A 20475-nucleotide genomic window follows, 5' to 3' on the forward strand; every position below is an offset into this window, starting at 1 on the left:
GTCCCGACCGCCGGGCGGGGCCGCGCGGCGGGTCCGGTGCGCGGCGGGTCCGGCCGCTCGCCGGGCCCGGGGGGGTGCCCGCGGACGTCGCCGTCGGGCGGGGTCCGTGCGCCGCCACCGTCGGGTGCGACGGCGCGCGGGTGGGGCGCGGCGCCTCCCGAACGCGCCGGATCGTCCGTATCATCTCGTCATGGAGGACCTGATCGGTTGGGGTCAGGAGCTCGGGTTCGCCGAGGTGGAGCCCGGGCAGGGGGAGCTCGTGCGCCTGGCCGACGAGCGGGTCGGCTTCGCGATCGCCGAGCGGCAGGAGCTGGTCGCGGTCGAGATCTCGCGCCGTGACGGCGACGGCGAGCTGCTCGGCGCGTTCGACGACGTCGAGGACGCCCGCCGCTTCCTCGCGCTCGAGCTCGGCGTGCTGCACCGCGGCCGGTCGGCGCTGCCGCAGCTGCGCGCCACCGCGACGCCGCCCGGTTACGTGCTCGAGGAGACGCCGACGTCGCTGTGGCTGTCCTGGCTGACCGGCTCGGCCGAGTTCCCGGCCGACTACTTCAGCCGCCGTCGGGCGGTGATGTTCAGCCGGGTCGAGCGCGCCGAGGTGCTCGAGATCCACGAGGCTGTCCTGGAGCCGCGCGGACGCCCCCTCTTCGACGAGGCCGCCTGACCCGTCCCGCCCGCGACCGGCCGGGCCGACCGCCCGGCCGGCACCCCCGTGCCGTCGGGCACGCAGCCGGTCAGCCGATCAGGGAGCGCAGCGTCCGGAGCGCGACCGACAACGGCGCGATGCTCGCCTCCTCGACACGGCGCACCGAGGCGAGCACGTCGAGCGCCCGCCTGCTCGCGGTGCCGCCCGCCTCGACCCACGCGGCGACGCGCTCCTCGGCGGGGACGTCGGCCGGCGTGGCCTCCCGCACCGCGCGGGTGAGCCCGATCAGCACCGCCGTCAGGTCGTCGCGCAGCGCCGCCCGGGCCATCGAGTCCCACCGGTCGTCCTGCGGCAGCGCGTTGGTGCGCTGCGCGAGGTGGTGGTAGCCGATCTCGTCCGAGATCGCGTAGTAGAGCCGGGCAACCTCCTCGACGTCGGCCGGGTCGGTGCCCGCGGTGGCGACGATGTCGAGCAACGACAGCGACGCGAGCAGTGCCGCGCCACGCTCGGCGAAGTCGGCCTCGAAACCGGCCTCGCGCAGCTCGGCCACCTTGGCCCGGTGCCGCTCGAGGTCCTCGCCGCGCATCAGCTCGCCCATGCGCATCGTCCAGGTCTGCACCGGACCGGCGAACCGCTCGACCTCGCCCGCGACGTCGACCACGTCCGGCCGGTGCAGCACGAACCACCGCGACGCCCGGTCGAGCAGCCGCCGGAAGGTCAGGTACAGGTCGGTCTGCACGAGCGTCGGCACCACGGTGTCGGTGGCCTCGACCGCCTGCACGAACGACCGCAGCCCGAAGATCTCGCGCGAGGTCACGTAGGCGCGCGCGATCTGCTCGACCGACGCGCCCGTCTCGTCGGCCGCGCGGAACACGAACGTGATGCCGCCGCGGTTGACCATCGAGTTGACGACCGAGTTGACGATGATCTCCCGGCGCAGCGGGTGCGCACCCAGCGCGTCGGCGAACCGCTCGCGCACCGCGGTCGGGAAGTACTCGGCCAAGGTGCGGGAGAACCAGGGCTCGTCGGCCAGCCCGGTCGCGGCCAGCTGGGACTTCAGCGCCAGCTTCGTGTAGGCCACGACGACGGCGAACTCGGGCCGCGTCAGACCCTCGCCGGCGGCGACGCGCCGCTCGATCTCGTCGTCGTCGGGCAGGAACTCCAGCTCGCGGTCCAGGTCGCCGTGCTCCTCCAGCCAGTCGAGCAGCCGGCTGTGGACCGGCAGCATGACCGCGCTGTTGGCGCGGCTGTTGCCCAGCAGCACGTTCTGCTCGTAGTTGTCGCGCAGCACCTGCTCGGCAACCTCGTCGGTCATCGACGCCAGCAGCTCGTTGCGCGCGTCGAGGTCGAGCACACCCGCGCGCACCTGCTCGGTCAGCAGGATCTTGAGGTTGACCTCCTTGTCGGAGGTGCCCACGCCCGCCGAGTTGTCGATCGCGTCGGTGTTGATGTGGACGCCGTTGCGGGCGGCCTCGATGCGGCCGAGCTGGGTCGCGCCGAGGTTGCCGCCCTCGCCGACCACGCGCACCCGCAGGTCGGCGCCGTCGACACGGATCGCGTCGTTGGCGCGGTCGCCGACGTCCGCGTGGGTCTCGATCGACGCCTTGACGTAGGTCCCGATGCCCCCGTTCCACAGCAGGTCGACCGGTGCCCGGAGGACGTGGCGGATCAGCTCGGCGGGTGTCAGCTCGGTGACCTCGTCGGCGATGCCGAGCGCCTCGCGGGCCTGCGGCGAGAGCGGCACCGACTTCGCGGACCGGGGGTAGACGCCGCCGCCCTCGCTGATGAGCGAGGCGTCGTAGTCCGCCCAGCTCGACCCCGGCATCTCGAACAGCCGGCGCCGCTCGGCGTAGGACGTCGCGGCGTCGGGGTCGGGGTCGACGAACACGTGCCGGTGGTCGAACGCGGCCACCAGCCGGATGTGCTCGCTCAGCAGCATGCCGTTGCCGAAGACGTCGCCGCTCATGTCGCCGATGCCGACGACCGTGAAGTCCTCGTTCTGGGTGTCCACGCCGAGCTCGCGGAAGTGCCGCTTCACCGACTCCCACGCGCCGCGCGCGGTGATGCCCATCGCCTTGTGGTCGTAGCCGGCGCTGCCGCCCGAGGCGAACGCGTCGTCGAGCCAGAAGCCGTACTCGCGCGAGATCTCGTTGGCGATGTCGGAGAACGTCGCGGTGCCCTTGTCCGCGGCGACGACCAGGTACGGGTCGTCCTCGTCGTGCCGGACGACGCGCTCGGGCGGCACGACGTCGGACCCGACCCGGTTGTCGGTGAGGTCCAGCAGCCCCCGGATGAACGTCCGGTAGGCCGCCTTGCCCGCCTCCAGCCACGCCTGCCGGTCCACGGCCGGGTCGGGCAGCTGCTTGCCGACGAAGCCGCCCTTGGACCCGGTCGGGACGATGACGGCGTTCTTCACCATCTGCGCCTTGACCAGCCCGAGCACCTCGGTGCGGAAGTCCTCGCGGCGGTCGCTCCAGCGCAGCCCACCGCGCGCGACCCGCCCGAACCGCAGGTGCACGCCCTCGACCGTCGGGGAGTACACCCAGATCTCGGCCATCGGGTGCGGCTGCGGCAGGTTGGGCACGCGCCGGCAGTCGAGCTTCATCGACACGTGCGGCTTGGGTGCTCCGTCGCCGTCCACCTGGAAGACGTTGGTGCGCAGCGTCGCCTGCACGATGCCGACGAACGCGCGCAGGATGCGGTCGGCGTCGAGGCTCGCCACGTCGTCGAGCGCTCGTTCGAGCTCGCGCACCTGCGCGGCGCTCGCCTCGTCGCGGTCGTCGCCGGGACGGTCGGGGTCGAACCGGGTCTCGAACAGCCGCACGATCGCCGCGGCGAGCGCCGGGTTGGCGACCAGCGCCTCCTCGATGTACTCCATCGAGAACGCCGACCCGATCTGGCGCAGGTAGCGCCCGATCGCGCGCAGCACCACGATCTGCCGCCACGACAGCCTCGCCGTGAGCACGAGCGCGTTGAGCGCGTCCGACTCCGCGGCACCGCTCCACGCGGCCGCGAACGCCTCCTCGAAGCGGGTGGGGTCGTCGTCCCACGTCTGCGGGTCCGCGCGCAGCCCGAAGTCGTAGATGTGCATCGACCCGTCCGGCTGCTGCGGCGTCGTGATCGAGTACGGCCGCTCGTCGGTGACCTCGACGCCGAGGTCGGTGAGCACCGGCAGCACCCGGGTGAGCGACAGCGGCGCGTCCGAGAAGATCTTGAAGCGCCGGTCGGCCGGCCCCTCGCCCGCGGTCAGGTGCACCGAGCCGGTGCCGGTGCGCGCGAGCGCGTCGAGACGCAGCAGGTCCGGCACGGCGTCGGCCGGCTCGACGTCCTCCTTGTACGCCTCGGGGAACGTGAACGTGGCGAGCAGCGCGTTCGCGGCGTCCTCGGTGTCCTCGACGGCGGCGTCGCGGTCGGCGTCGCGCGTCGTCTGCTCGTGGACGGCGTCGGCGAGCTGCTCCTCCCAGGTGCGGATCGCGGTGAGCACCCGCTCCTGCAGCGCGTCGGCGTCGACGTCGGGCACCGATCGCCCCGCCCCGGAGCGCAGCACGAAGTGCAGCTGCGCGAGCGGGGAGTCCGACAGCCGCGTCGTGTAGTCGACGTGCTCGGCGTCGAACACCTCCCGCAGGATCGCCTCGATGCGCAGCCGGACGGCGGTCGTGTACCGGTCGCGCGGCACGAACACCAGCGCCGAGGCGAACCGGCCGAACTCGTCCTTGCGCACGAAGATCCGGGGCCGCCGGCGCTCGCTGAGGTGCTGCACCTCCTGCACGGTCTCGGCGAGCCGGTCGGTCGCGACCGCGAACAGCTCGTCGCGCGGGTACGCCTCGAGGATCTGCAGCAGGTCCTTGCCGGAGTGGCTGCTGGCGGCGAACCCGGCCCGGTCGAGCACCGCCCGCGCCTTGTCACCCGCGATCGGGAGCCGCGTGACCGACTCGGCGTACGCGGTCGACGTGAACAGGCCGAGGAACCGCTTCTCGCCGGTCACCGCGCCGTCGAGGTCGAAGGTCCGGATCCCGATGTAGTCGAGGTAGACCGGCCGGTGCACGGTGCTGCGCGAGTTGGCCTTCGTGATCGTGAGCAGCCGCGGCTCGCGGGCGGTCGCCTGCGCCTCGGGGCGCAGCCGCGAGTACGGCTCCGCGACCTCGCGCAGCACGCCCAGCCCGGAGCCCTCGACGGCCTCGAGCACCAGCTCGGGTGCGCCGTCGATCTCACGCTCGGCCAGCCGGTACTCGCGGTACCCGACGAACGTGAAGTGGTCGTCGGCGAGCCAGCGCAGGAACTGCTTGGTCGGCTCGACCTCGGCAGGGTCGACCGTCGCGGGCGCGCCACGATCGAGGTCGTGCGCGATCGCCTCGCACGCGTGCCGCATCGGCAACCAGTCCTCGACGGCGGCGCGGACGTCGTCGAGCACGGCGCGCAGGTGCGCGGCGAGCTCCTCCTCGGCCGCGGGCGAGGCCGCCCGGTCGACCTCGATGTGCATCCAGGACTCGGTCGTGCCCGCGGTCGACGGCGGCCGCTCGGGGCGGATCTGCTGCAGCACGCCCTCGGCGTCGCGGCGCACGACGAGCAGCGGGTGCACCAGCAGGTGCACGGTCAGCCCGTCCTGCGCGAGCGCGGCCGTCACCGAGTCGACGAGGAACGGTGAGTCCTCGGTGCAGATCTGCACGACGCTGCGGCGCGACGTCCAGCCGTTCTCGCGCAGCGACGGCGAGAGCACCTGCACGAGCGTCTCGCCGTCACGGCGCCGTGCGGCCAGGTCGCGCAGCGACGCGACGGCGCCCAGCAGGTCGCGAGGCTCGCGCTCCAGCAGGTCCTCGGACGCGACGTGCTCGAGCACCCGCTCGACGACGTCGCGGAGGTCGTCCCGCCCCTCGGCGAGCTCGGCGATCTCGGCGAACACGCGCGCCCGCGCGTCGTCGGAGAACTGCGTCGTGGCAGACCCCATCGGACCCATCCCTCCGGTACGTCGTCGTGCGGGTCGAGTCTAGGAGCCAGGGCGTGCGCGCCCGGTGCCGTCCGCGCCCCGAGAGGACCGGTCTCACGCGCGCGGCCGCGCGCCGCACCGGCGGCTCCGGGGCGCGACGGGACGACCGCGCGCGTGGCGCCGTCGTCGCCTACGGTGGTGCTCGTGATCGAGCTCGGTGTGGACACGTTCGGCGACGTCACCGTCGACGCGGACGGTCGGCCGCTGCATCAGGCGCAGGTGATCCGCGACGTCGTCGAGCAGGGGGTGCTCGCCGAGGAGGTCGGGCTCGACTTCTTCGGGGTGGGGGAGCACCACCGCGAGGACTTCGCGGTCTCGGCGCCCGACGTCGTGCTGACTGCGGTCGCGGCCCGCACCGAGCGGATCCGACTGGGCTCCTCGGTCACGGTGCTCTCCTCCGACGACCCGGTGCGGGTGTTCCAGCGGTTCTCCACGCTCGACGCGATCTCGCGCGGCCGCGCGGAGGTCACGCTCGGTCGGGGCTCCTTCACCGAGTCGTTCCCGCTGTTCGGCTACGACCTCGCCGACTACGAGGTGCTGTTCAGCGACAAGCTCGACCTGTTCGCGGCGCTGCTGCGCGGCGGCCCGGTCACCTGGTCGGGCAGCACCAGGCCGCCGCTGACCGGTGTGACCGTGCACCCGCCGCTCGAGAGCGGCACGCTGCGCACCTGGATCGGTGTCGGCGGCAGCCCCGAGTCGGTGGTGCGGGCGGCGAGCTACGGGATGCCGCTGATGCTCGCGATCATCGGGGGCGACCCGGTGCGGTTCGCTCCGTTCGTCGAGCTGTACCACGACGCGCTGCGCGAGCACGGCCGGGAGCCGCTGCCGGTCGGCGTGCACGCGCCGGGGCACGTGGCCGCCACCGACGAGGAGGCGCGCGACCGGTTCTTCCCGCACTACCAGGCGATGACCGCGCGCATCGGGCGCGAGCGCGGCTGGCCGCCGATGACCCGCGCCGCCTACGAGGCCGAGGTCGCCGAGGGTGCGCTGTTCGTCGGGTCGCCCGAGACCGTCGCCGCCAAGATCGTGCGCACGGCGCGGGCGCTGGGGCTGTCGCGCTTCGACCTCAAGTACAGCGCCGGCACGCTGCCGGACGCCGCGATCCGCTCGTGCATCGAGCTGTACGGGCGCGAGGTGGCGCCCGCCGTGCGGGAGGCGCTCAGCCAGGCGTGAGGTCGCCCTGCCGGACGACCTCCTCGACCGGCTCCGGCACCGGGGCCCGCTCGTCGAGCTTGACGGCGGCGACGCCCAGCAGGATGAGCACGCCGCCCACCAGCTGCACCGGGCGCGGCACCTGGTCGAGCAGCAGCCACGCGATCAGCACCGCCGAGAGCACCTCGGTGAGCCCGACGAACGAGGCGAGCTTGGAGCCGAGCACACGCGTCGCGGCGATGCCCAAGCCGTAGGCGACCGCGGTCGAGATCAGGCCGAGCCCGACGACCGGGACCCACCAGGGCAGCGTGCGGCCGGCGAGGTCGACCGGCAGCGTGGTCATGCGCATCTCGAGCAGGCCCACGGCACCGGCGAGCAGCAGCACGAGCGTCGCGAGCACCATGCCGGCGCCGGCGAGCGCGACCGGCGGCAGCCCGGCCCGCTGGTCGGCCGAGACGACGAAGTAGGTCGCGAGCCCGACGGCGGCCAGCAGCCCGCACACGACGCCGATCGGGTGCACCGTGCCGCCGCCGACGAGGTCGAGCACTCCGACGAGGCCGAGGAGGGCGAGCACGCCGCCGGCGATGCTCAGCGGCCGCGGCTTGGTGCCGTGCCGCAGCCACAGCCACCCGACGACCAGCACGACCCCGAGGTACTCCAGCAGCAGCGCCACCCCGACCGAGACGTACTGGACGGCCTGGAAGTAGGCGACCTGGCACATCGCGACGGCGACGACGCCGAACGCGGCGATCGGGCGCCAACCGGTGCGCAGCAGGTGCCACCGGCCGCGCAGCGCGACAGCCGTCGGGCCTGCGAGCAGCAGGCTCGCGAGACCCACGCGCCAGACGACGGCGGCGCCGGGTGTCCAGCCGGCGTCGAGCAGCCCCTTCGCGAACGCGCCCGACGAGCCGAACGCCACCGCGGACACGACGGCCAGCACGAGCCCGACGGACATGCTGCGGCGAGCGAGGACGGTCACGGCCACTCCGGCATCATGAGTCACGTACGGTTACGGTGATGACGATGCCCGATCTGGACGTCAGGAGTCAAGTTGCTGTTCGCCCATGACACCTCGCTGGCGCTCGCCGGCACCGCCGCGCTCGTCAACACCGCTGCCGCGCCCGAGACGCTGCGCACGGTCGGTGAGCTCGCGGAGTTCCTCGACCGCTGGGAGTGGACCGGCGCCCGCGCCGGCGACGAGGCCGAGCTGGAGGAGGTGCGGGCGCTGCGGTCGCGGCTGCGCGAGCTCTGGGAGGTCGACGACGAGCGACGGGTGGCGATCGTCAACGCGCTGCTCCGCGAGAACGGCGCGCTGCCGCAGCTCGTGCGGCACGGCACCTGGTCGTGGCACCTCCACGCGATGCCCGACGACGCGCCGCTCGCCGCGCGGATGGCGGTCGAGTCCGCGATGGCGATGGCCGATGTCATCCGGGCGGGCGAGACCGACCGGCTGGCGACGTGCGCCGCACCGGACTGCGAGGGCGTCGTCGTCGACCTCTCGAAGAACCGCTCGCGCAAGTACTGCTCGACCGCGTGCACCAACCGGGTCGCTGCCGCCGCCTACCGCGCCCGGCGGCACGGCGACTGACCGCGCGGGCGCCGCGAGGCCGTCCAGGCTCAGGCGGTGGGCCGCACCTCGGCGAGCACGAGCGGATCGGCGCAGCCGCGCGCGAAGCCGGCGATCCGGCGGTCGATGTCGCGCTGCAGCACCCAGCCGCCGATCCGCTCGGCGAGCGGCGCGAGCCACCGCGGCCGGCAGCCGAAGGAGTACTTCCAGGTGGCGAGCGTGCCGCCGCCGTCAGCGGCCTTGAACCGCCACCCGCCCGCCAGGTTCGCGAAGAACCACGGCCCGGTGACCATCCGCATGCCGACGTTCGACGGTGGCGCGTAGGAGACGTACTCGCTCACCATCGAGATGCCCGAGCGGTGCCGCGTGAAGGTCCGCACACCCCTGCCGGGCGCGGTCGCGCCGTCCAGGAAGTGCTGACGGCGGATGAACGGGTCCCACCGCAGCCGCGTGGGGCCGGTGGTCTGCGAGACCGCGAACGCCGTCGGCGGGTCGACGTCGACGACGACCGAGGACTCGATGACGGGCACACGGCCACGCTACCCGCCGGATGTCGTCGGCCTCAGACGACCTCGATCTGCGGCGCGTACAGCCGCATGATCGCGAGCGCCTGCTCGTGCGCCTCCGGCGTCGAGCCCGCGCACCCGGCCGCGACCACGCGGACCCGGGCACCGGCGTCCGCCGCGGGCAGCGCCGTCGAGATGACGCAGCAGTCGGTGGAGACCCCGACGAGGGTGAGGGTTGGCGCCGGGCCGGTGATCGCCTGCAGCTCCGGACCCCACTTGCCGAACGTCGGCCGCGTGAGGACGTGCGGCGCGGCCAGCGTGCGAGCGCTGTCCACGAGGTCGAACATCGGGTCGTCGGCGGGGCGGTCGGCGAACGGCCACCGCTCGAAGTAGTCGACCCAGGATCCGGCGCGGTCGGCGGGCTCGTGGGGCACCCAGCGCGTGAGCACGACCCGCTCGCCGTGCTCGCGCGCCAGCGCCGCGACGACCGGCACGGTGTCGGCGAACATCGGCGAGCCCCAGTCCGATGCCTCCTCGGCGAACACCCGCTGGTGGTCGACGACGACCAGCCAGGGGTCGTCGCTCACGCGTCGGTCTCCTGCCGGCGGACGGCGCCTCGCTGCAGCAGCAGGTACCCGACGAACCCGATGAGCAGCGCGAACAGCACCCCGAGGTTCGCCCACGCCCAGTCGCCGTCACGACCGCCGAGGCCCAGCGGGCCGAGCAGGTAGCCCTGCCAGTTGTTCCAGGCCGCCTCCTCGGCGAAGTTGTTGATGACCAGGCCCCAGCCCACGACCGAGGCGAGCGCCATGAGCGCGATCACGGTCGGGTTCCAGCGCCCGTAGCGGCCGCTGCCGTCGAACAGCGCCGCGTCGTCGTAGTCGCGGCGCCGCAGCACGACGTCGGCCATCGTGATGCCCGCCCACGCCGCGATCGGGACGCCCAGCGTGATGAGGAAGGACTGGAACGGGCCGAGGAAGCTCTCGGCGAAGAACACGACCCAGACGGCGCCGATCGTGAGGATGGCGCCGTCGATCCCGGCCGCGACCGGACGCTTGACCTTCAGCCCCAGGCTGAGCAGCGTCAGGCCGGAGGAGTAGATGCCGAGGATCGCGCCGCTGACGAGCGCGAGCACGGCCGCCACGAGGAACGGCACGAGGAACCACGTGGGCAGCAGGTCGGCGAGGGTGCCGATCGGGTCGAGCGCGATGCCGTCCATGAGGTCGGGCCGGGTGCCGATGAGCGCGAGCCCGTAGACGACCAGCAGGATCGGGGCGATCGCGCCGCCGAAGGTGTTCCAGAAGACGATCGCGCCGCTGGAGGCGTCGCGGCGCTGGTAGCGGGACCAGTCGGCCGCGATGTTGACCCAGCCGAGCCCGAACCCGGTGAGCACCATGACCAGTGCGCCGATCATGGCCTGCGCCGAGCCGGACGGCATCTGCGCGGCGGTGCCGAGGTCGATCTGGCCGATCGTGAGCACGATGTAGGCGATCGTCACCGCGCCGGTCACCCACGTGAGGACCGACTGCAGCTTCATGATCAGGTGGTAGCCCGCCACCGAGCCGGCGACGATCAGCGCGGCCACGACGACCATCGCGATGATCTTGGTCGCGGTGCCGCCGTCGCCGCCGAGCTTGGTGACCACGGTCGCGGTCGCGAGCACCGCCATGATCGCGAGGAACGTCTCCCAGCCCATCGAGATCAGGTAGGAGAACACCCCCGGCACCTTCTGGCCGGTGACGCCGAAGGACGCGCGCGACAGGATCATCGTCGGCGCCGAGCCGCGCTTGCCGGCGATCGCGACGACCCCGCAGGTGAGGAAGCTCAGCGTGATGCCGACGACCGTGACGAGCAGCGCCTGGCCGAGGCTGACGCCGAAGCCGTAGACGTAGGAGGCGTAGCTGATGCCGAACACCGAGACGTTCGCGGCGAACCACGGCCAGAACAGGTCCCGCGGCTTCGCGGTGCGCTTGTCCGGCGTGACGATCTCGATGCCGGTGGTCTCGATCTGGAGGTCCGGCTCGACGGCGGGACCCGCCTCGGGCACAGACGTCGTGTCTGTCATGCCGGGAGCGTGGCACAACCCGCCCCGGCGCGCGAGGACCCGCGCGGTGCGGTCGGGCTGCGGCGCACCGTGCACACGGCGCTGAGCAGCCTCGGGCACGCGTCGTCCTCCGTCCAGAGCTGGATCAGCGGCTCCCAGCGGTCACCGTCGGGTGCCGCGCCCGTCCCCCGGCGTCTGCGCGCGGCCGGCAGCCCACCTGCACGTCCGCGCACGCCCCGGGGCGGTCCGGGATGCCCGCGGAGACGTACCCGCTGCCGTCGCTCACCGCCACGGACCGGGAGGGCCGGCCGCAGCAGGCGTGTCCAGGTCAGCACGACGACGTCGCGTCGGCGATCTGCTCCATGATCGACCACCCCAGGTCCGTGCCCGGCTGCCCCATCACCTCGATCTCCGCCGGGTACCGGTGGTCGGGCGAGCTGTAGTCGCTGCTCTCGGTGCCGTCGCTGTTGCGAAAGACGACGCTGCTGGAGTCGAGGCAGACGTCGAAGACGACGGTGTCGAAGCCCTCACCGGTGGGGTCCTCCTCCCACTCGGTCACGTCCGCCGAGACCACCTCGGTGGCGCCCTCGATCACGATGCCCTCGGCGGCGTACTCCTCGAAGCTCTGAGAAAGCAGCTGCCACAGCTTCGAGTCGGTGCTCACGCCCGAGTAGTACGGGTAGATGCGTGCTTCCCAGTTCTCGAAACCGTCGTTCCCGATGGCCCCCGCCACCTCGTAGGACTCGATGACGAACTCACGCGCGTCCGCGATCTGGGCCTCCTCGTAGGTGGGCGCGTCGCTCGTCGACGGGTCGGCAGTCGGGGGCTCTGTGGTCGGCGGCGAGGTCGGTGTCGGGGTCGGCACAGGGGTCGGGTCGTCGCCCGGGGCGCAGGCAGCGAGGGTGAGCGCCGCCGTCGCGAGCGCGACGACGGTCCGGTGTGCGCGGTGCGAGATCATGTCATCCCCTGGGTCGCTCGTTCACGCGGTCTCGGGTTCACGGCAGTGAGGATGGCATCGACGAGCGCAGCGTTGCGTCCTCCGGCTCGGCGTCCACGCGGACGAGGCGCTCGGGGAGCCCCGTGCGGCGCGCGCGGCCAGCGAGCTCGTACCTGCGTACCGACCTCGTACGGTGCACACCACGATCTCGGTACGGGGCTACGAGCTCGCGGAGTCGCCCGTGACGGCGGCTCTAGACCCGGACGACGATCTTCATGACGTCGGGGTCGCCGTTGCGGCGCATGGCGGCGTCGAGGTCGTCGAGCCCGACGACGTCGCTCACCAGCGAGGCGACCTCGACCCGGCCGCTGCTCACGAGCGCGATCGCGGTGGGCCAGGTGTCGACGTAGCGGAACAGGCCCTCGATGCGCAGCTCGTGGCTCTGCACCCGGAACAGGTCGAGGTCGACCCGGTCGGAGCCCATGCCGACCACGACCGCGGTGCCGCCGGCGCGCAGCGCGCGGATGCCGCCGTCGACCGTGGCCTGGACGCCGGCGGCGTCGACCAGCGCGTCGAACCGCTCCTCGGGCAGCGGCCCGGAGGCCGGGTCGTGGACAGCTGTGGCACCGTGCCGCAGCGCGATCTGCCGACGGCTCGCGAGCGGGTCGGAGACGACGACCTCGGTGGCGCCGAACGCGGCCGCGGCGGCCGCCGTCAGCACGCCGATGGGACCGGCGCCGGTGACGAGCACGCGCGAGCCGGGCACGACGTCCGCCTTGCGGACGGCCGCGATCCCGACGCTCAGCGGCTCCAGCAGCGCGGCCTCGTCGTCGGACATGTCCTCCGGCAGCGGGAACGCGAAGTCGGCGGGGACCGCGAGGTACTCGGCGAACGCGCCGTGCACCGGGGGAGCGGAGGGGAACTCGACCGACCGGCACAGGTTGTAGCGGCCGCCGAGGCAGTACCCGCAGCGGCGGCAGGGCCGCTGCGGGTCGACCGCGACGCGCTCGCCGACCCGGCCGGGGTCGACGCCCTCCCCGACGGCGGCGATCACACCGGCGACCTCGTGGCCGAGGATCAGCGGCTCCTCGACGACCAGGTCGCCGACCCGGCCGTGCTCCCAGAAGTGCACGTCCGAGCCGCACAGGCCCACCGACGTCGGTCGCACCAGCACCTCGTGCGGGCCGGGCTGCGGGGTGGGGGTCTCGCGGACGACGATCTGCCGGGGCGCGTCGAGGAACGCGGCACGCATGGAGTCGGGGACCGGCGTCGGGATGGTCATGGCGGCAGCCTACGAGCGGCACCGGGGCGCCCGGGTGCACGGTTCGGGAACGCTCAGGCGCCGTCCGGGTAGCGCACGCGGTAGCGGGCGTGCGTGACGAGCGACGTCGGCCGGATCGCGATCGGCTCCAGGTCGAGGCGCCCGACGCCGTCGAGCAGCCGGATCCCCTCACCGAGCACGACCGGCGAGATCTGCAGCGCGAGCTCGTCGACGAGCCCGGCGGCGAGATAGGCGTTGGTCGTGGTGGGCCCGCCCGCGATGTGGATGTTGAGGTCACCGGCGGCCTCACGGGCGCGGTCGAGGGCGGCGTGGATGCCGTCGGTGACGAAGTGGAAGGTGGTGCCGCCCTCCATCTCGATCGGGTCGTGCGGGTAGTGCGTGAGCACGAACACGGGCGCGTGGTACGGCGGGTTCGAGCCCCACCAGCCGCGCCAGTCGCGGTCCCACTCGCCGCGCACCGGTCCGAACATGTTGCGGCCCATCACATAGGCGCCGGCACCGAGGATCGCGTCGATCTCCGGCTGGTTCTCCTGTGGCGCGTCGAACATCCAGCGGTGCAGAGCATCCTCGGGGGCGTCCCCGAACGGTCGCTCCTCGGTCTGGTGGTGGCCCGTCCCGATGTTGTCGAGCGAGATGGACATGGTGGCGACGACGCTCATGCTCGGGTTCCCTTCACGCGGTAGTGCATCCCCACCGTCCCGTTGCCGAAGCGGTGCTGGTCGATCAGCTCGAGGTCGAGCCGGGTGCCGGCGGCGAACATCGGGGCGCCGCCGCCGATCACGGTCGGGACGAGAAAGGTCCAGACCTCGTCCACGAGGCCGGCGTCGAACGCCGCCCCCGCCAGCTCGGGCCCGCCGATGCCCACGTCGCGGTCGCTGGTGGCCTTCAGCTCCGCGACCGCCGCGGGGTCGAAAGAACGCTCGAGGCGGGTGCGTGGGAACGTGACCTCCGGCAGCGTCGAGGAGTAGACGAGCTTGTCGGTCTCGCGCCACTGGCGTGCGAACTGGGCCTCGGCCGGGTCCGCGGTCGCGATGTCCATCGTGTCCCACGGCTCCATCAGCTCGTAGCTGCGGCGTCCGATGAGCAGCGTGCCGATGGTGGCGTGGACCTCGTTGACGAAGGTGTGCAGCTCCTCGTCGGGATAGGCGAACTCGAAGCTGCCATCGGGTTCCGCGACGTAGCCGTCGAGCGACCCGGTCGCGGAGTAGACCAGCGCCATCGTTCTCCTCCTCGAGAAACCGATTGTGATCTGCAACTGGATGGGACGCTAGCACCGCTGGTTGTAGAGTGCAATCGGTATGGACGTCACGACTCGATCCGGGTGCCCGATCAACCTCTCGCTGGAGGTGATCGGCGACAAGTGGTCGCTGCTCGTGATCCGCGACATGATGTTCGGCAACCGCCGCCACTTCCGGGAGCTGCTGACCGGCTCCGAGGAGGGCATCGCGTCGAACATCCTGGCCGACCGGCTGCAGCGGCTGACCGAGGCCGGCCTCATCACGCGCGCGCCGGACCCGAGCCACAAGCAGAAGGTCGTGTACAGCCTCACCGAGGCGTCGATCCAGCTCGTGCCGGTCATGGCCGCGCTCGGCAGCTGGGGGCGGCGCCACCTCCCGGTCTCCCGGGAGCTCTCGATCCGCGCCGAGCTGCTGGAGCGGGGCGGCCCCGAGCTCTGGGTCCGCTTCATGGACGAGCTGCGCGAGCTGCACCTCGGCGTCCCGCGGCCCGACGGCGCCGGCTCGGTCCTCGCCGAGCTCACCGAGGCGTACCTCGCCGAGGTCGCCCGCGCGGGGGCGTGAGCCGCGTCCTACGATCGGACGCCATGGCCCTGCGCGGCGTCGCCGCCGGTTCCGAGGTGGCGGGCTCCTCTACCGAGCGCGCCCCGGAACCGCCGCTGCGCGGCGTCGTGCGGACGGTGTGGGTGCAGCGCACCGGCGACACCGCCGTCGTGCACACCCACCTGCCGACGGGCGGCACCGAGCTGCACGTCGTGGTCGGTGGCGCGCCGCGGCTGCTCGGGCCGCTCACCGGCCCGCTCGTCGAGGTGCTGCCGCCGCGCTCGACCGTGCTCGGCGTGCGCTTCCTGCCCGGGTCGGCGCTGCGCGTGCCCGGCGGAGCAGCGGCGCTGCTCGACCGGCGCGTCGAGCTGGCGGCGCTGCGGCCCGACCTGGCCGCGCGGCTGGTGGAGGCGGTCGCCTCGGCATCGGACCCGGACGCGGCCCTGACCCCGCTGCAGCACGTGCTGGTGGGCGAGATCGACGCCGGCGACCCGCTGGTGCGCACGGCGGTCCGGCTGCTGATGCCGTGGCGGACGACGAGCGTCGCCGACGTCGCCGACCGGGTCGACCTGTCGCCGTCGCAGCTGCGTCGCCGTCTCCTGCAGGTGCTGGGTCTGACGCCGAAGACGCTGCACCGCACGCTGCGGCTGCAGGGCTTCCTCGCGCTCGCCCAGGCAGCGGCGGCCGGGCTGCGGCTCCCCGGTCCCGCGGGACTGTCGCGGCTCGCGACCGAGGCGGGCTACGCCGACCAGGCGCACCTGACCCGGGAGTGCGTGCGGCTGACCGGTCAGACGCCGCGCCCGCTGCTGCACGGTGCCTCCGACCACTGCGCCTGCGGGCACGACCACGCGGCGTCCTACCGCCCCTTCCTGCTGCTCGGCGGGCGGCCCGTCCCGGTCGCGGCTCCCGTGCCGCCGGCGGCGGAGGTGTCCGGGTCCTCGCCGGGGAGCGCGTCGCCCGGGAACCCGTAGCAGCGGTACACCTCGGCGCGGATCATGTCCGCGCGCACGCAGGGGTCCTCGGCCATGATCGCCGTGGCCTCGTCGGCGTCGACGACCATGACGGCGACGCCGGCCAGGCGTTCGGAGTCCGCCGGGCACAGCACGGCGATCGTGCCGGCGTCGCGCAGCGCCACCATCCGCCGCTGGTGCTCCAGCTCGATCGCGTCGGCACCGTCGCGGTGGCGCTGCGGTCCCCACCGCAGCAGCGCGACGGCGTACGGTCGGGCGGTCGCGGCGACCTCCCGCACCTGGTCGGGCGTCACGTGCTCGTAGGAGATCATCGCAGCACCGCGTACCGCAGGTGGGTGACGCCCGGCGCGGGCACCACCTCGACGACCTCGAGCGCGACCTGCCGGGGCAGGGTCTGGAAGAACGGCCGGCCGTCACCGAGCAGCACCGGCACCTGGTGCAGCACGAGCTCGTCGACCAGTCCGGCCTCGAGGGCTGCGGTCACCAGGCCGCCGCCCTGCAGGGCGACGTCCTTGTCGCCCGCGAGGTCGCGGGCGACGGCGATCGCGTCGTGGACGTCCGTGGTGAAGGTCTGGTTCGGCCAGTCGGCCGGCGCCGGTCGGTGGCTGAGCACGACCAGCGGGGCGGTGGGGTGGGGTCCGCCGCCCGCCGCCCACCCGGAGTCGTCGTAGGTGTGCCGACCGCACACCATCGCGCCCACCGAGCCGGCCAGCTCGTCGAACAGCCGCGCGCTCTCCGGTGACATCCGGAACCCCTCGAACTCCCGCGACGGCGTCTCGCCGCTGCCGTACCAGTCGAAGAGCACGCCGCCGTCGCCCAGCCCGCGCCCGGTCCCCGGGTCGCGGCCGGTGATGCGGCCGTCCACCGAGACCGAGAGGGCGCTCAGAACCTTGCCCATGGTCACCTCCGTCCGCGGGCCCGCCGGATGGTGCGGCACCACCCGTCCCGCGCCGGTGACGCTAGGCAGCCCCGTCGGCGGCGGACTTGAACGAATCGAGCATGGTCGCGGTCAAGAACTCCTGCCACGTCCGCGTGCCTCGCCGGGCGTCGGGCCCGGCGAGGTTGGCGCCCTCGCGGTAGGCGCGTCCGACGGCGCCGGCGAGCGGCAGCGGGAGCCTGCGGGCCGGGCGCCGGTCCTCGGCCTCGCGGAACGACGCGACGAGCGCGGCGAGGTCGAGCACCTCCGGCCCGGCGAGGTCGGGGACGCGACCCGCCGGCTCTCCCAGGGCGAGGTCCGCCAGCCGTCGCGCGACCTCGTCCCGGTGCACCGGCTCGAACCGGAGGCCGCGCGGCGCCGGCGTGACCGGCAGCCGAGCGGCGGCGCGTGCCACGGGGAGCACGAGGTCGTGCAGCTGCGCGACCCGCAGCACGGTCCACGGCACCCCGGACCCGGCCACCGCCTGCTCGGCGGCCGCCTTCGCCCGGAAGTACCCGATCGGCATCCGGTCCGCGCCGACGACCGAGACCAGCAGCAGGTGCCGCACCCCGGCGGCTCGCGCCGCGGCCGCGACATGGCGGGCGGCGAGGTCGTCGCCGGTGCGCCCGCCCGCGAGGTGGACGACGACCTCGACGCCGTCGGTCGCCGCCTCGAGACCACGGTCGGCGACCGTGTCGCCCTCCAGGTGGGTGACACCGGGGCTGTCGGGCCGCGGGTGCCGGCTGAGCACGCGGACCTGCCGCCCGCTCGCGACGAGCAGCGGCACGACGCGTCGCCCGATCGTCCCGGTGCCACCGGTGACCAGGATGGGTGCATGCATGGTGAGTCCTTCCGTCACATCGACGAGCGGTCGCTCGTCGGCATCCCGACGACGACACGGACGGAGATGTGACATGACGGACCGACGACTCCTCGCACGCCGCTTCGAGACCGTGCGACCGCAGCTGCTGGCGGTCGCGACCAGGCTGCTCGGGTCGGTCGCCGAGGCCGAGGACGCGGTGCAGGAGAGCTGGCTGCGGCTCGAGCGCGCGGACACGGCCACGATCGCGAACCTCGACGCCTGGCTGACCACGGTCGTCTCGCGCATCTGCCTCGACCAGCTGCGTGCGCCGCGCCGCAGCCGGGAGCGCTCCTGGCAGGTCGAGCCGTGGCGCGACGAGCCGGTCGCGGAGGTGGGTGACCCCGTCGTCGAGGCGGAGCGCAGCGACGCGGTGAGCGCCGCCCTGCTCGTCGTCCTCGACGAGCTCGGCCCGGCCGAGCGGCTGGCGTTCGTGCTGCACGACGTCTTCGGGACGCCGTTCGGGCAGGTCGCCGACGTGCTCGGGCGCAGCCCGCAGGCCGCCCGGCAGCTGGCCTCGCGTGCCCGGCGGCGGGTGCGGGGCGCGTCCTCGCCGGGCGACGGGGGCGCCTCGCGCGGTCGGCAGGTGGTCGAGGCGTGGCTGGCGGCGGTGCAGGGCGGCGACCTCGGCGGCCTGCTCGAGCTCCTCGACGAGGGTGCGGTGCTGCGGGCCGACTACGGCGACCGGCTGCGGGTCGTCGAGGGTGCTGCGCGGATCGCGGACCAGGCCCGCACCGCCGCGCGGCTCGCGGCGCACTCGGTCCCGGTGCTGCTCGACGGCCGCCCCGGTGTCGCCGCGGTCCTCGAGGGCCGGCTGGTCTCGCTCATGGCGTTCGACATCGACGACGACGGCCGCATCGTCGGCCTCGACGTGCTCGCCGACCCGGACCGGCTGCGCGAGGTCGACGTCGACCGCCTGCTCGTGGACTGACGGCGGATCCACTGCGCCGCCACGGTCGTGCGTGGTGAGGTGAGCGCATGAACGACAGCGACGCCGTCGAGATCACGATCGTGCTCGACTCGACCGACCCGGAGGCGACCGCGACCTTCTGGGCCGAGGCCCTGCGCTACCGGCGGGCGGGCGCCGTCGGTGCCTTCGAGGTGCTGCTGCCGCGCGAGGGGGCCAGCGGTCCGACCGTGCTGGTGCAGCGGGTCGCGGAGCCCAAGCAGGGCAAGAACCGCATGCACCTCGACCTGCACGTGGCGGACCTCGACGCCGAGGTCGAGCGCCTCGTCGCCCTCGGGGCGACCCGCCTGGGCGACGAGACGCTCGGCGAGCTGCGCTGGGTGCGGATGGCCGACCCCGAGGGCAACGAGCTCGACGTCGTGCAGGACTGACTCAGACGGCGTCCATCCGCTCCCGCACCTCGGCGGGCAGGTCGAGCTCGACGGCGTCCAGCAGCTCGTCGAGCTGCTCGACCGAGCTCGCCCCCACCAGCGGGATCACCGGGACCTCGCCGCCGAGCAGCCAGGCGATCGCGACCTGGTTCGGCGTCGCGCCGAGCTCGCGTGCGACCTGGCGCAGCTCGCGCACCCGGGCGCGCGAGCCGGCGTTGTCGGCGCCACCGAACAGCGGCTTGTCGTCCCGGGCCAGCGCGCCCTGCTCCAGCGGCGAGTAGGCCACGACGCTCAGCGGGATGCGGCCGTCGACCCCGCCGGAGGCCGCGTAGTCCAGCAGGTCGGCGTTCACCCAGCTCGTCCGCGGCGGCACCGGCGGCGGGTAGAGGTAGGAGTGGCGCTGCTGCACGACCGCGTACGGGCGCACGCCCTGCTGCCTGGCCTCCAGGTGCGCGGTGGCGACGCGCCAGGTACTGACGTTGGAGATCCCGGTGAGGTCGACGACGCCGTCCGCCTGGAGCTTGCCGAAGGCCGCGACCGTCTCGGCGATCGGGGTCTCGCGGTCGTCCACGTGGCCGTAGAGCAGGTCGATCCGGTCGATGCCGAGGTGCCGCAGGCTCTCGCGCGCCTCGCGGTCTACGACCTCGGCCGCGAGCCCCTGGTAGTTGGTCGGAGGCTCGTTCGAGAGCGGCTTGCTCGGGTCCTTCTTCGCGGCGCCGAGCTTGGTCGCGATGCGCACCCGGTCGCGGCTGCCGCGGCTGGCGAGCCACCGGCCGAGCACGTCCTCGCTGTCGCGGCCGTGGCCGCCGACCCACGCGTTGTAGTTGTTCGCGGTGTCGAGGAACGTGCCACCCGCCTCGACGTAGCGGTCGAGGATCGCGAACGAGGTCTCCTCGTCGGTGCGGGTGCCGAAGTACATCGTCCCGAGCGCGAGCACGGAGACCTCGAAGCCGTGCTCGCCGTCACCGATCGTCGTGTACCGCATGTCTCTCCCTCGTGAGTGGGTTGTGACGCTCACGCTAGGCTGCGATCGGTTCGGGTGTATGGTCCGATCTCATGGTGCTCGACCAGGCCAATAGTGGAGCGGTCGTCGGCGACACCTTGCTGGACCTCGCCGGCGACGGGCCGCTCGTCTCCCGGCTCGAGCGTGCGCTGCGCGACGCCATCACGAGCGGACGTCTCGACGCCGGGTCGCCGCTGCCCGCCAGCCGGCGGCTGGCGCAGGAGCTCGGGATCTCGCGCTGGGTCGTCACCCAGGTGTACGAGCAGCTGGTCGCCGAGGGTGTGCTCGAGGCGCGCGTCGGGTCCGGCACCCGGGTCGCGGCCGGTGCGCGCCTCGGCCCCACGGGCGCAGCGGCCACCGACACGCTGCCGCCGCTGCCGCGCGTGCCCGCCTACGACCTGCGCCCGGGCATCCCCGACCTGCGGCACGTGCCCCGCGACGCCTGGTCCCGCGCGCTGCGCGACGCGCTGGCCGCCGCGACCGCCGACGACCTCG

At 73.7% G+C, this 20475-nt stretch carries 21 protein-coding genes; 8 read left to right on the forward strand and 13 right to left on the reverse strand.

The genetic code is table 11. From position 1 onward, the window contains the following. The first annotated feature begins 190 nt into the window (after nt 1–190). Nucleotides 191–661, forward strand: a complete 471-nt coding sequence (locus GPA02_RS18170) for a hypothetical protein (protein ID WP_156201861.1) — start codon at nt 191–193, stop codon at nt 659–661. A 70-nt stretch (nt 662–731) separates the two neighbouring features. On the opposite strand, the gene GPA02_RS18175 is transcribed toward GPA02_RS18170, so the two are convergent. After that, nucleotides 732–5588: an NAD-glutamate dehydrogenase gene (locus tag GPA02_RS18175; protein ID WP_156201862.1), complete on the reverse strand. Its 4857-nt coding sequence runs from the start codon at nt 5586–5588 to the stop codon at nt 732–734. 174 nt (nt 5589–5762) lie between these two features. Between GPA02_RS18175 and GPA02_RS18180 the strand changes: the two genes are divergently transcribed. After that, on the forward strand, nt 5763–6800 hold the full coding sequence (locus GPA02_RS18180; RefSeq protein WP_204986677.1) for an LLM class flavin-dependent oxidoreductase: 1038 nt from the start codon (nt 5763–5765) through the stop codon (nt 6798–6800). Here the strand turns inward: GPA02_RS18180 and GPA02_RS18185 are convergent. Next, nucleotides 6787–7758 (reverse strand): EamA family transporter, encoded by a 972-nt coding sequence (locus GPA02_RS18185; protein WP_240134135.1) that lies wholly within the window; start codon nt 7756–7758, stop codon nt 6787–6789. The two genes, GPA02_RS18180 and GPA02_RS18185, sit on opposite strands and share 14 nt — an antisense overlap. Before the next feature lie 72 nt (nt 7759–7830). On the opposite strand from GPA02_RS18185, the gene GPA02_RS18190 reads away from it, so the two are divergent. Further along, nucleotides 7831–8367, forward strand: a complete 537-nt coding sequence (locus GPA02_RS18190) for a CGNR zinc finger domain-containing protein (RefSeq protein ID WP_156201863.1) — start codon at nt 7831–7833, stop codon at nt 8365–8367. Nucleotides 8368–8396: 29 nt separating this feature from the next. On the opposite strand, the gene GPA02_RS18195 is transcribed toward GPA02_RS18190, so the two are convergent. From GPA02_RS18195 to GPA02_RS18225, 7 genes are all read right to left on the reverse strand, one after another. Next, a complete protein-coding gene (locus tag GPA02_RS18195) occupies nt 8397–8876 on the reverse strand; it encodes an SRPBCC family protein (protein WP_156201864.1) in 480 nt (159 codons plus the stop codon). A 32-nt stretch (nt 8877–8908) separates the two neighbouring features. Beyond that, nucleotides 8909–9439, reverse strand: coding sequence for a cysteine hydrolase family protein (locus tag GPA02_RS18200; protein WP_156201865.1), 531 nt, complete (start codon nt 9437–9439; stop codon nt 8909–8911). Beyond that, on the reverse strand, nt 9436–10917 hold the full coding sequence (locus tag GPA02_RS18205; protein WP_156201866.1) for a purine-cytosine permease family protein: 1482 nt from the start codon (nt 10915–10917) through the stop codon (nt 9436–9438). Before GPA02_RS18205 ends, GPA02_RS18200 begins: the two co-directional genes overlap by 4 nt. Before the next feature lie 307 nt (nt 10918–11224). Beyond that, nucleotides 11225–11854: a hypothetical protein gene (locus GPA02_RS18210; RefSeq protein ID WP_156201867.1), complete on the reverse strand. Its 630-nt coding sequence runs from the start codon at nt 11852–11854 to the stop codon at nt 11225–11227. Between the two features lie 232 nt (nt 11855–12086). Next, nucleotides 12087–13115, reverse strand: coding sequence for an NAD(P)-dependent alcohol dehydrogenase (locus GPA02_RS18215; RefSeq protein ID WP_156201868.1), 1029 nt, complete (start codon nt 13113–13115; stop codon nt 12087–12089). 53 nt (nt 13116–13168) lie between these two features. Further along, nucleotides 13169–13774: a dihydrofolate reductase family protein gene (locus GPA02_RS18220; RefSeq protein ID WP_156201869.1), complete on the reverse strand. Its 606-nt coding sequence runs from the start codon at nt 13772–13774 to the stop codon at nt 13169–13171. Then, nucleotides 13771–14334 carry a dihydrofolate reductase family protein gene (locus tag GPA02_RS18225; protein ID WP_156201870.1) on the reverse strand — a complete coding sequence of 188 codons (564 nt, stop codon included), beginning with the start codon at nt 14332–14334 and terminating at the stop codon, nt 13771–13773. The genes GPA02_RS18220 and GPA02_RS18225 overlap by 4 nt, the downstream gene beginning before the upstream one ends. Before the next feature lie 79 nt (nt 14335–14413). Here GPA02_RS18225 and GPA02_RS18230 point away from each other — a divergent pair, with 79 nt between their 5' ends. Together GPA02_RS18230 and GPA02_RS18235 are read left to right on the forward strand one after the other, a co-directional pair. Beyond that, nucleotides 14414–14914, forward strand: a complete 501-nt coding sequence (locus GPA02_RS18230) for a winged helix-turn-helix transcriptional regulator (RefSeq protein ID WP_156201871.1) — start codon at nt 14414–14416, stop codon at nt 14912–14914. A gap of 23 nt (nt 14915–14937) precedes the next feature. Further along, a complete protein-coding gene (locus tag GPA02_RS18235) occupies nt 14938–15864 on the forward strand; it encodes a helix-turn-helix domain-containing protein (RefSeq protein WP_156201872.1) in 927 nt (308 codons plus the stop codon). Here the strand turns inward: GPA02_RS18235 and GPA02_RS18870 are convergent. The 3 genes from GPA02_RS18870 to GPA02_RS18250 all read right to left on the reverse strand — a co-directional run bounded on the left by GPA02_RS18870 (nt 15750) and on the right by GPA02_RS18250 (nt 17621). Next, the gene (locus GPA02_RS18870; RefSeq protein ID WP_204986678.1) at nt 15750–16175 is read right to left on the reverse strand and encodes a hypothetical protein; all 426 of its coding nucleotides are present in this window, start codon (nt 16173–16175) and stop codon (nt 15750–15752) included. The genes GPA02_RS18235 and GPA02_RS18870 overlap by 115 nt on opposite strands. Then, nucleotides 16172–16762 (reverse strand): dihydrofolate reductase family protein, encoded by a 591-nt coding sequence (locus GPA02_RS18245; protein WP_156201873.1) that lies wholly within the window; start codon nt 16760–16762, stop codon nt 16172–16174. The genes GPA02_RS18870 and GPA02_RS18245 overlap by 4 nt, the downstream gene beginning before the upstream one ends. 61 nt (nt 16763–16823) lie before the next feature. Beyond that, a complete protein-coding gene (locus tag GPA02_RS18250; protein WP_156201874.1) occupies nt 16824–17621 on the reverse strand; it encodes an SDR family oxidoreductase in 798 nt (265 codons plus the stop codon). A gap of 73 nt (nt 17622–17694) precedes the next feature. On the opposite strand from GPA02_RS18250, the gene GPA02_RS18255 reads away from it, so the two are divergent. Further along, complete coding sequence (locus tag GPA02_RS18255; RefSeq protein WP_156201875.1) at nt 17695–18570, forward strand: sigma-70 family RNA polymerase sigma factor; 876 nt, start codon at nt 17695–17697, stop codon at nt 18568–18570. 47 nt (nt 18571–18617) lie between these two features. Further along, complete coding sequence (locus tag GPA02_RS18260; RefSeq protein ID WP_162457822.1) at nt 18618–18977, forward strand: VOC family protein; 360 nt, start codon at nt 18618–18620, stop codon at nt 18975–18977. A 1-nt stretch (nt 18978) separates the two neighbouring features. On the opposite strand, the gene GPA02_RS18265 is transcribed toward GPA02_RS18260, so the two are convergent. After that, on the reverse strand, nt 18979–19962 hold the full coding sequence (locus tag GPA02_RS18265) for an aldo/keto reductase (RefSeq protein ID WP_156201876.1): 984 nt from the start codon (nt 19960–19962) through the stop codon (nt 18979–18981). Between the two features lie 71 nt (nt 19963–20033). Between GPA02_RS18265 and GPA02_RS18270 the strand changes: the two genes are divergently transcribed. After that, on the forward strand, nt 20034–20475 hold a 442-nt coding region (locus tag GPA02_RS18270), incomplete at its 3' end, for a GntR family transcriptional regulator (protein WP_156201877.1).

Origin of the sequence: Actinotalea caeni, assembly GCF_009733795.1 — a bacterium.
In the GTDB taxonomy this organism is placed as follows: domain Bacteria; phylum Actinomycetota; class Actinomycetes; order Actinomycetales; family Beutenbergiaceae; genus Pseudactinotalea; species Pseudactinotalea caeni.